Annotated in this window: 11 protein-coding genes; 7 read left to right on the top strand and 4 right to left on the bottom strand. The window is 71.2% G+C overall.

Going from position 1 to position 9,482, the window contains the following annotated elements; all coding sequences use genetic code 11:
• Window positions 1-171 precede the first annotated feature (171 nt).
• From ABZW03_RS30615 to pstB, 5 genes are all read left to right on the top strand, one after another.
• Window positions 172-594, top strand: coding sequence for an NUDIX hydrolase (locus ABZW03_RS30615; protein ID WP_355265374.1), 423 nt, complete (start codon window positions 172-174; stop codon window positions 592-594).
• Window positions 595-837: 243 nt separating this feature from the next.
• Window positions 838-1,977, top strand: coding sequence for a phosphate ABC transporter substrate-binding protein PstS (pstS, locus tag ABZW03_RS30610; RefSeq protein WP_355265371.1), 1,140 nt, complete (start codon window positions 838-840; stop codon window positions 1,975-1,977).
• Window positions 1,978-2,127: 150 nt separating this feature from the next.
• Complete coding sequence (gene pstC / locus ABZW03_RS30605; RefSeq protein ID WP_355265368.1) at window positions 2,128-3,105, top strand: phosphate ABC transporter permease subunit PstC; 978 nt, start codon at window positions 2,128-2,130, stop codon at window positions 3,103-3,105.
• A complete protein-coding gene (pstA, locus tag ABZW03_RS30600) occupies window positions 3,102-4,172 on the top strand; it encodes a phosphate ABC transporter permease PstA (protein ID WP_355265365.1) in 1,071 nt (356 codons plus the stop codon). Before pstC ends, pstA begins: the two co-directional genes overlap by 4 nt.
• Before the next feature lie 42 nt (window positions 4,173-4,214).
• Window positions 4,215-4,991 carry a phosphate ABC transporter ATP-binding protein PstB gene (gene pstB / locus ABZW03_RS30595; protein ID WP_355265362.1) on the top strand — a complete coding sequence of 259 codons (777 nt, stop codon included), beginning with the start codon at window positions 4,215-4,217 and terminating at the stop codon, window positions 4,989-4,991.
• Window positions 4,992-5,350: 359 nt separating this feature from the next.
• Here the strand turns inward: pstB and ABZW03_RS30590 are convergent, their stop codons facing one another.
• Both ABZW03_RS30590 and ABZW03_RS30585 read right to left on the bottom strand, forming a co-directional pair.
• Window positions 5,351-6,346, bottom strand: coding sequence for an inorganic phosphate transporter (locus ABZW03_RS30590; protein ID WP_355265360.1), 996 nt, complete (start codon window positions 6,344-6,346; stop codon window positions 5,351-5,353).
• 5 nt (window positions 6,347-6,351) lie between these two features.
• Window positions 6,352-6,972: a DUF47 family protein gene (locus ABZW03_RS30585; RefSeq protein WP_030059626.1), complete on the bottom strand. Its 621-nt coding sequence runs from the start codon at window positions 6,970-6,972 to the stop codon at window positions 6,352-6,354.
• 360 nt (window positions 6,973-7,332) lie between these two features.
• Here ABZW03_RS30585 and ABZW03_RS30580 point away from each other — a divergent pair, with 360 nt between their 5' ends.
• On the top strand, window positions 7,333-7,701 hold the full coding sequence (locus tag ABZW03_RS30580) for a metal-sensitive transcriptional regulator (RefSeq protein ID WP_355265357.1): 369 nt from the start codon (window positions 7,333-7,335) through the stop codon (window positions 7,699-7,701).
• A 48-nt stretch (window positions 7,702-7,749) separates the two neighbouring features.
• On the opposite strand, the gene ABZW03_RS30575 is transcribed toward ABZW03_RS30580, so the two are convergent.
• Window positions 7,750-7,938 (bottom strand): hypothetical protein, encoded by a 189-nt coding sequence (locus ABZW03_RS30575; RefSeq protein WP_355265354.1) that lies wholly within the window; start codon window positions 7,936-7,938, stop codon window positions 7,750-7,752.
• Between the two features lie 217 nt (window positions 7,939-8,155).
• Window positions 8,156-9,052, bottom strand: coding sequence for a hypothetical protein (locus ABZW03_RS30570; protein WP_355265351.1), 897 nt, complete (start codon window positions 9,050-9,052; stop codon window positions 8,156-8,158).
• 161 nt (window positions 9,053-9,213) lie between these two features.
• Between ABZW03_RS30570 and ABZW03_RS30565 the strand changes: the two genes are divergently transcribed.
• Window positions 9,214-9,405 (top strand): hypothetical protein, encoded by a 192-nt coding sequence (locus tag ABZW03_RS30565; RefSeq protein ID WP_355265348.1) that lies wholly within the window; start codon window positions 9,214-9,216, stop codon window positions 9,403-9,405.
• Window positions 9,406-9,482 lie beyond the last annotated feature (77 nt).

The following is a 9,482-nucleotide window of genomic DNA, read 5'->3' as shown; positions in this document are numbered from 1 at the left end:
GATCAGCAGCGAGACCACGCCCGGCCCGTCGTCGGCGGGCAGGGTGACGACGGCCAGGTCGTCGTCGCCGAGGGCGGGCCTGAGGTGGCCGAGCGCCCGAACCCCGTCCGGGCGGCGGCGGGGGCCGCGACCGGGCCGGCGCACGACCCGGTGGTCCTGGCGGCGGGTGCGGTGCTGTGGCTGCCGGGCCGGCCGAAGAAGAGCGGCCGGCTGGGGCGGCCGCGGATCGCGGTGATCCACCGGCCCAAGTACGACGACTGGAGCCTGCCCAAGGGCAAGCTCGAACCCGGCGAGCGGACGGTCGACGCGGCGCTGCGCGAGGTCCGGGAGGAGACCGGGTTCCACTGCCTGCTCGGCCCGGAGCTGCCCGCCCAGCACTACCGGGTGCAGGGCCGGCCGAAGGAGGTCCGCTACTGGGCGGCGGTGCCGTGCGGCGGCTCGTTCCGGCCGAACCGCGAGGTGGACCGGCTGGAGTGGCTGCCGGCCGGGAAGGCCCGGGCCCGGCTCACCCACGACCACGACCGGTTGCTGGTGGACGCGCTGCTCGCGATCCTGGGGGCGAGGCCGGTGCGGGCGAACGGGCCGCACCGGTGAAGGAACGGTGGAAGTGATCTCCCCGCGCCCTCGCCGTGACGCAACCGTTACTACCTGACGTAGTTTCCTGTCATCCGTTCGAGGTTCACTCCCCGTTCACTTGTGACCGGCTGTCGTGTCACTTACCCGGCCTAACTTCGGGACCACCGGAGGGCCGAACGGGCCCCGGACCACAGCAAAACCCGAGCTCGGCCGTACCCGTACGGCCCGTGCGAGGGCAATGCCACAGAAAGGGAAACCCCTGTGAAGCTCCAGCGGAACGGCCGCTCCAAGGCCCTCGCGATCGGTGCCATGGCGCTCGTCAGCTCGCTGTCGCTCGCCGCCTGCGGATCGGACAACAACAACACCAACACGACGGCGACCGGCGGTTCCACCGGCGGCGCCGCCGCGTCCGCCGCGATCACCTGTGGCAAGCCCGGTTCGCTGATCGCCGCCGGTTCCACCGCGCAGGGCGCGGCGATGGACGTCTGGAAGACCAGCTTCGCCGCCGCCTGCTCCGGCACCACGATCAACTACCAGGGTGGCGGCTCCGGCGCCGGCATCCAGCAGTTCAACCAGGGCAAGATCCAGTTCGCCGGCTCCGACTCGGCCCTGAAGCCGGCCGAGGTCGAGGCCTCCAAGGCGGTCTGCACCGGCGGCCAGGGCATCGACCTGCCGATGGTCGGCGGTCTGATCTCGCTGGTCTACAACATCGACGGGGTCGACAACCTGGTCCTGGACGGCCCGACCGCCGCCAAGATCTTCGACTCGCAGATCACCAAGTGGAACGCCCCGGAGATCGCCGCCCTGAACCCGGGCGCCAAGCTGCCGGACGCGGAGATCCAGACCTTCCACCGCTCGGACGACGCCGGCACCACCGAGAACCTCACCAAGTACTTCGCCGCCGCCGGCGGCGGCGCCTGGTCCTACCCGGCCGGCAAGGCCTGGACGGGCAAGCTCGGCCAGTCGGCCAACGGCAGCGCCGGCGTCTCGGCCCAGGTGAAGCAGGTCAAGAACTCGATCAGCTACGTCGAGCTGGCCTACGCCCAGACCAACAGCCTGAAGAGCGCCGCGATCAACACCGGCGCCTCCAAGCCGGTCGCGGCCACCGCCGAGAACGCCGCCACCACCATCGCCAAGGCCCAGGCCGCCGGCACCGGCAGCGACCTCGCGCTGAAGCTCGACTACGCGACCAAGGAAGAGGGCGCCTACCCGCTCGTCCTGATCACGTACGAGATCGTCTGCGACAAGGGCAACAAGGCCGAGACCCTCGACACCCTGAAGTCCTTCCTGACCTACACCGCCAGCGACGCGGGCCAGAAGGCCGTCGGCGAGAAGGGCTACGTCCCGCTGCCGAAGACCGTGACGGACAAGGTCAACGGCGTCATCGCCACCCTGGCCTGACCCGACAGGACCCCCGGTGGGGCGGCCCCGTGAGCGAGGGGGGCCGGGGCCGCCCCACCGGAACGCACCACACCCAGCACCACGTCCGGGGCACCGCCGCCATGGTGCCGTCCCCCTTCCGGGGCGGCACCACCAGACCGGAGTAGACCAATGACTTCATCCTCCCCTGCCGCCCCGCAAGGCAGGGAGCGCCGGCCGCGCGACAGCCGGGTCGGCGACAAGATCTTCATGAACCTCGCCCGGGGCTCGGGCGTCCTGCTGCTGGTCATCATGGGCGCCATCGCCGCGTTCCTGACCTGGCGGTCGGTCCTGGCCCTGAGCACCAACGAGGGCAACTTCCTCACCAGCTTCGAGTGGACGCCGGACGCCCCGAAGCCCGTCTTCGGCATCGCCGTCCTGGTCGTCGGCACCGTCGTCAGCGCCGTCATCGCGATGGCGATCGCCGTCCCGGTGGCGATCGGGATCGCGCTGTTCATCTCGCACTACGCGCCGCGCCGGATCGCCCAGCCGTTCGCCTACCTGGTCGACCTGCTCGCCGCCGTCCCCAGCATCGTCTACGGCCTCTGGGGCGCGCTCTTCCTGGTGCCGCACATGGACGGCCTGACCAGCTGGCTCAACGAGTACCTGGGCTGGACGTACATCTTCGACCAGACCAGGACCGGTACCCCGCGCAACCTGTTCACCGTCGGCATCCTGCTGGCGATCATGGTCCTGCCGATCATCACCGCGGTCTCCCGCGAGGTGTTCCGCCAGGTGCCGCGGATGCACGAGGAGGCGGCGCTCGCGCTCGGCGCGACCCGCTGGGAGATGATCCGCACCGCGGTGCTGCCGTTCGGCCGCCCCGGCATCATCTCGGCCTCGATGCTCGGCCTCGGCCGCGCGCTCGGCGAGACCATCGCGGTCGCGGTGGTGCTGTCCGCCAGCAACGTCCTGTCGCTGCACATCCTGGACGCCGGCGGCGGCACCTTCGCCCAGAACATCGCGCTGAAGTTCGCCGAGGCCGGTGAGAACGGCCGCGACGCGCTGATGGCCTCCGGCCTCGTCCTGTTCGTCATCACCCTGCTGGTGAACGGTGCCGCGCGACTGATCATCGCCCGCCGCAAGGAGTACTCGGGGGCCAACGCATGACCGTCACCGACATCGTCGAGGACGCCCGGCCGGTCGGCCGTCCGCTGACCGCCAACCGACTGCCCAAGTGGGCCCCGGCCGCCGTCGCCGCCGGCTCGATCGCCCTCGGCTGCGGGATCGGTCTGGGCGCGGGCCTGGAGAGCCACCTCCAGTGGGGCCTGATCTCGGCCCTGCTCTTCCTCCTGATCAGCTACGGCGTCTCGGCCCAGGTCGAGGGCCGCCGGCAGGCCAAGGACCGGCTCGCCACCTCGGTGGTCTGGGTCGCCTTCATCCTGGCGGTCGTCCCGCTGGTCTCCCTGACGGTCTACACCGTCCAGAAGGGCATCGGCGTCGTCGACGGGTTCTTCCTGAGCCACTCGATGAAGGGCGTCATCCAGTCCGGCCCCGGCGGTGGCATCTACCACGCGCTGATCGGCACCCTGGAGCAGGTCGGCCTGGCCACCGCGATGGCCGCCCCGGTCGGCCTGCTGACCGCCGTCTACCTGGTCGAGTACGGCCGCGGCAAGCTCGCCAAGGCGGTCACCTTCTTCGTCGACGTCATGACGGGCATCCCGTCGATCGTCGCCGGCCTGTTCGTCCTCTCGCTCTGGAACATCGCGCTGGGCTTCGGCTACTCCGGCTTCTCGGGCAGCCTCGCGCTGGCGATCCTGATGATCCCGGTCGTGGTCCGCTCCACCGAGGAGATGCTCAAGCTCGTCCCGAACGAGCTGCGCGAGGCCTCGTACGCGCTCGGCGTGCCGAAGTGGAAGACCATCCTGCGGATCGTCCTCCCCACCGCGATCGGCGGCATCACCACCGGTGTGATGCTCGCGGTCGCCCGCATCACGGGCGAGACCGCCCCGGTGATGATGCTGGTGTTCGGCGCCGACTACATCAACAGCAACCCGTTCGACGGCCCGCAGCAGTCCCTGCCGATGTACATCTGGCTGCAGTACTCGCAGGTCAACAACGACTTCGGCTACGCCCGTGCCTGGGGTGCGGCGCTGGTGCTGATCGCCTTCGTGATGGGGCTCAACCTCATCGCCCGGGGCATCGCACGCTGGCGCTCGCCCAAGGGCGGGCACTGACCGACCGACTGACGTACGAGACAGACGAGAGAAGCAACGATCATGGCCAAGCGCATCGACGTCAGCGGACTGTCGGCCTTCTACGGCACCACCAAGGCCATCGAGGACATCTCGATGAGCATCGAGCCCCGCTCGGTGACCGCCTTCATCGGCCCCTCCGGCTGCGGCAAGTCGACCTTCCTCCGCACCCTCAACCGGATGCACGAGGTGATCCCGGGCGCCCGGGTCGAGGGCAAGGTCCTCCTGGACGACGAGAACCTGTACGCCTCCAACGTCGACCCGGTCGCCGTGCGCCGCTCGGTCGGCATGGTCTTCCAGCGCCCGAACCCGTTCCCGACCATGTCGATCTACGACAACGTGGTCGCCGGGCTCCGGCTCGCCGGCGTGAAGAAGAAGTCCGTGCTGGACGAGGTGGTGGAGCGCTCGCTGAAGGGCGCCAACCTCTGGAAGGAGGTCCACACCCGGCTGAACAAGCCGGGCGCCGGCCTCTCCGGCGGTCAGCAGCAGCGCCTGTGCATCGCCCGCGCCATCGCGGTCGAGCCCCAGGTCCTGCTGATGGACGAGCCCTGCTCCGCGCTCGACCCGATCTCCACCCTCGCCATCGAGGACCTGATCGGCGAGCTGAAGGAGCAGTTCACCATCGTCATCGTGACCCACAACATGCAGCAGGCGGCCCGCGTCAGCGACCGCACCGCCTTCTTCAACCTGGCCGGCGTCGGCCAGCCGGGCAAGCTGATCGAGCTGGACGACACCCAGCGGATCTTCTCGAACCCGCAGGTCCAGGCCACCGAGGACTACATCTCCGGCCGCTTCGGCTAGGACCGGACCTCCGTCGCGCGCCGTCCCGGCGCCCCGGTGCCGGGACGCGCGACGGACCGCGAGCTGTCCCGCGGTGCTGCATGGCGGTGCCGCCGCGGGACATGGAGAAGGGCCCGCCCCCGAGATGTGGGGGCGGGCCCTGCCTGCTATTCGCCCGCTCGCCTCCGGGGCGCTCGGACCCGGTGCCGACGGTCGGCGCTCCCTCGCTCTCCCCCAGCCTTCGGCCGGGGGTACCCCCAACGTCGCTCCCTCGCGCTCTCCCTTTCGGCACCGGCGCGCCCCTTCGGCTCGGGGCGGGGCGCCCGCCCGTTCCTGCTCGGGGTGGGTCGCCCGCTCGCGCGATGGTGCGGCTCGGGGCGTCAGCCCCAGAACAGGTGGACGAACCAGTACACCAGCGCTGCGACGATGGCGGCCGCCGGCATCGTGATGAACCAGCCGAGCACGATGTTCTTCGCGACGCCCCAGCGCACCGCGCGGATCCGCTTGGTGGACCCCGCGCCCATGATCGCCGCGGTGATCACGTGGGTGGTGGAGATCGGCGCCTTGAAGACGAACGACGTGATGTACATGACCACCGAGGCGGTGGCCTCCGCCGCGAAGCCCTGCGGCGGGTCCAGCTCGATGATCTTGCGGCCGAGCGTCCGCATGATCCGCCAGCCGCCCGCGTAGGTGCCCAGCGAGAGCATGGTCGCGCAGGCGATCTTCACCCAGACCGGGATCCCGTTGCCGGACTGGTGGCCGGAGATGGTCAGTGCCATGACCACGATGCCCATGGTCTTCTGGGCGTCCTGGAGGCCGTGCGCCAGGGCCATCGCGGCGGCCGAGGCGGTCTGGGCGACCCGGAAGTTGCGCTTGGCCCGGTGCGGGTTGGCCCGGCGGAAGATCCACAGGATCGCCAGCATCACCAGGAAGCCGCCGACCAGGCCGACCACCGGCGAGACGACCATCGGGATGACGATCTTCTCGAGGACCCCGCTCCAGATCACGTCGATGCCGCCGGCCAGCGCCGCGCCCACCATGCCGCCGAACAGGGCGTGCGAGGAGGAGGACGGCAGTCCGAAGTACCAGGTGACCAGGTTCCAGGCGATCGCCCCGACCAGGGCGGCGAACAGGATCGCCATCCCCTGGTTGCCGGAGGGGGTCTCGATGATCCCCTTGGAGACGGTGTGCGCCACGCCGCTGCCGAGGAACGCGCCGGCCAGGTTCATCACCGCGGCCATCGCCAGCGCCGCCCGGGGGGTGAGCGCCCGGGTGGAGACCGACGTGGCGATCGCGTTCGCCGAGTCGTGGAAGCCGTTGGTGTACGTGAAGAAGAACGCAACGCCGATGACGGCGATGAGTGCTGCCATGTCCACGAGGGTCAGGACTCCTTGACGGCGATGGTCTCCACCGTGTTGGCGACGTGCTCGAACGCGTCCGCCGCCTCCTCAAGGACGTCCACGACCTGCTTGAGCTTGAGGACCTCGATGGCGTCGTACTGACCGGAGAACAGGTGGGCGAGCAGCTTGCGGTGGATCTGGTCGGCCTGGTTCTCCAGCCGGTTGACCTCGATCCAGTACTCGGTGAGGTTGGACATGCTGCGCAGGTTGGGCATCGCCTCGGCGGTGAGTTCCGCGGCGCGCGCCAGTACCTCGATCTGCTGCTCGATGCCCTTCGGCAGGGTCTGGATGTCGTAGAGGACGACCAGGTCGACGGCCTCCTCCATGAAGTCCATGATGTCGTCCAGCGACGAGGCGAGGCTGTAGATGTCCTCGCGGTCGAAGGGCGTGATGAAGGACGAGTTCAGCTGGTGGAAGACGGCGTGGGTGGTGTCGTCCCCGGCGTGTTCGGCGGCGCGCATGCGCTCGACGATCTCCGCGCGGGCCGACACGTCTGATCCCAGCAGCTCCAAAAGGAGCTTCGATCCGACGACGAGGTTCTCCGCCGCGGCGGCGAACATGTCGTAGAAGCTCGTCTCCTTCGGGGTCAGGCTAAAACGCACGGAAATCTCCGATGTGCGGGGTAGGGACTGAACGATGCTAGGTGCAACCGAGCGCAATCGCGCAAACGGGGTGTCGGGGAAGGAGCCGGAGCCTCCCCTTCCGTTCGGCTGCCGCACCGGCTCATCCGGGCGCACCACCAGGTGTGGGCGCGGGTCCTCAGTCTGACGGAACCCCGCCCGGATTGTCCCCGTCGTGCGCACGGAAGAGCGGGGCTCCGCTCAGACGGCTCAACCGCCGGGCACCCGTCCACCGGGCCCGGTGGCACATGCCGGGTCGGCCGTCGGAACACCACGGGAGGCCCCGGTGTTGGACACTGGTGGCCGACGCAGCCACCAGGCACTGAGACGAAGGCGGGGCCGATGACCACGACGCAAGCGCGCACCGAGCCGGAGCACGCGCAGGGGACCGACCCGCACGCCGGCCACGCCCCGGCGGGGCACCACGGCCCGCACGGCTACAGCGCGCAGAAGGACGCCCACCTCAAGCGGCTGCGCCGGATCGAGGGCCAGATCCGCGGCCTCCAGCGCATGGTCGACGAGGACGTCTACTGCATCGACGTGCTCACCCAGGTCTCGGCCAGTACCAAGGCGCTGCAGTCCTTCGCGCTCTCGCTGCTGGAGGAGCACCTGCGGCACTGCGTCGCCGCGGCCGCCGAGGAGGGCGGCGCCGAGCTGGACGCCAAGGTGGCGGAGGCCACCGCCGCGATCAGCCGCCTGCTGCGCAGCTGAGCCGGCGGGCCGTCCGCCGCTCCGGGGCCCCGCCGCTCCCGGGGCCGGTCAGCCGTCGGCCTCCCGGTCGGCCGGCCCGGGTTCGGTCCGGTCCAGCAGCACCTCGTCGATCCGCTCGGTCGGCAGCCGGTCGCCGGAGCTGGCCGTCGCGGCGATCATCAGCTCGCCGGCCAGATCGATCTCGTCGAGGGCCGCGTCGTCGTGGCCGCCGCTGCGGCCGCCCGTGGACGACACCACCTGCACCACCCCTTCAGTGCCTCGCCAGCCCGGGCGGCAGCCACCCGGAGTCCAGCCTAGGCACTTCGGGGCCCGTCCACATGGCACGGACGGGCCATCTCGGCGCCGCCGAAACGGGTGGCCGTCGCTCCCCGGACGGCCACCCGCCCCGGCGGCACCCCGTCTCGCCCCGGCGCCGGAGCGCTGCCCCGGCGGCCCGGGGCGTGTCGGGCCCGCCCTACTTCGGGCTCTCCGTGGGCTTCATCTGGTAGATGTCCGAGGCCGCGGGCTCGGCCGCCTCCACCGGCTTGCCGAAGTCCCGCAGCGAGGTCGTCGACGTCACCTTCACCTGGTCCTTGGGCTCCTTCGAGCCGGCCACCCCGGCGAAGGTGAACACCTCGACCACCTTGCGCAGCCGGCCCTGGTCGTCCAGCCAGGCGTCGTACGGGACCTCCTTGACGGTGAAGGTCTGACCGCCCATCCGCAGGCCGTCGCCGCCCCGGCCGCCCGTCGCGTCGGCCGCCTTCGCCAGGTCCAGGGTGCCCCGGTAGTGGTGCAGCACGACCCCGTCGACGGTCTCGGTGCCCACCGCCTCCGCCTTCTGCGCCCCGCGCAGCGCCCCCGCCGCCGAGGCCGGGTCGGTGGCGCCGCTGCTGACCAGGTTGCCGTCCGGCAGCTGGCGCACGTCCAGCTTGACCCACTTGCCCTCGGGGACCTTGGCGCCGCTGTTCTGGAGGTAGACGGTGCCCGGCAGGACCACCTCGACGATCTTCCCGGTGGTCGCCGCGCCCGGCGGCACCTGGACCTCCAGCCGGCCGATCCGCTTGACGTAGTCGTAGCCGCCGGTGCCGCTGAACGCGGCCTTCTTCTCGGTGGACTCGGTGACCAGCTCGGTCGCGGTGTGCGCGGAGCCGGTGCGGCCGGTGATGTCGGCGGCGTTGCGCACCGCCGTCAGCGGATCCGCGGCGAGCTGGTCGGGGGCGCCCGACTGCTGGTCGGAGGAGCCGCTGACGGCGCCGGAGCAGCCGGCGGCGCCCGCCGCCAGGGCGGCGGCGAGCAGGGCGGCCCCGGCCGCCGAGCGCAGGTGCGGAGCCGGACGGCGTGCCGGCCGTCCGGTGCGCTGCTGGTCGGTCATCTTCATCCTCGCGACAACCCCCTCGGGCCCGACTGCCCCGCCGACACCACCGGGTGGGCAGAGCTCTTTCCGGGCAAACGAGTTGGGGCGCCGAGGGTTACGCGGGACCGGTGTGCCGGGAGCGTCGCGCGGCGGACGTCCGGCGCGTTACGGTGAACCACGTGCACAGTGAGCTGCCGGTCGCCCCCGGCACCGCCCGGATGCCCGAACACCGCCTCGCGGTCAGCGAGCGCGGCTCCTTCGCCTTCGCGACCTGCAGCTGCGGCTGGTACGCCCCGGCCCGCCGCTCACGCGACCTGGCCCGCCGTGAGGGGGCCGACCACCTCGCCGAGAACGGCGCCGGGCCGGACTGACCCCGCTCCCGCCCGGCAGCGGGGCTGTCGAAGGGGTCAGGCCGCGAGGTCGGACTCCGGCGGCTGCTCCCCGGCCC

Origin of the sequence: Kitasatospora sp. NPDC004799, from assembly GCF_040609095.1 — a bacterium.
Lineage (GTDB): Bacteria > Actinomycetota > Actinomycetes > Streptomycetales > Streptomycetaceae > Kitasatospora.
This window is presented reverse-complemented; position numbering and strand designations above follow the sequence as displayed.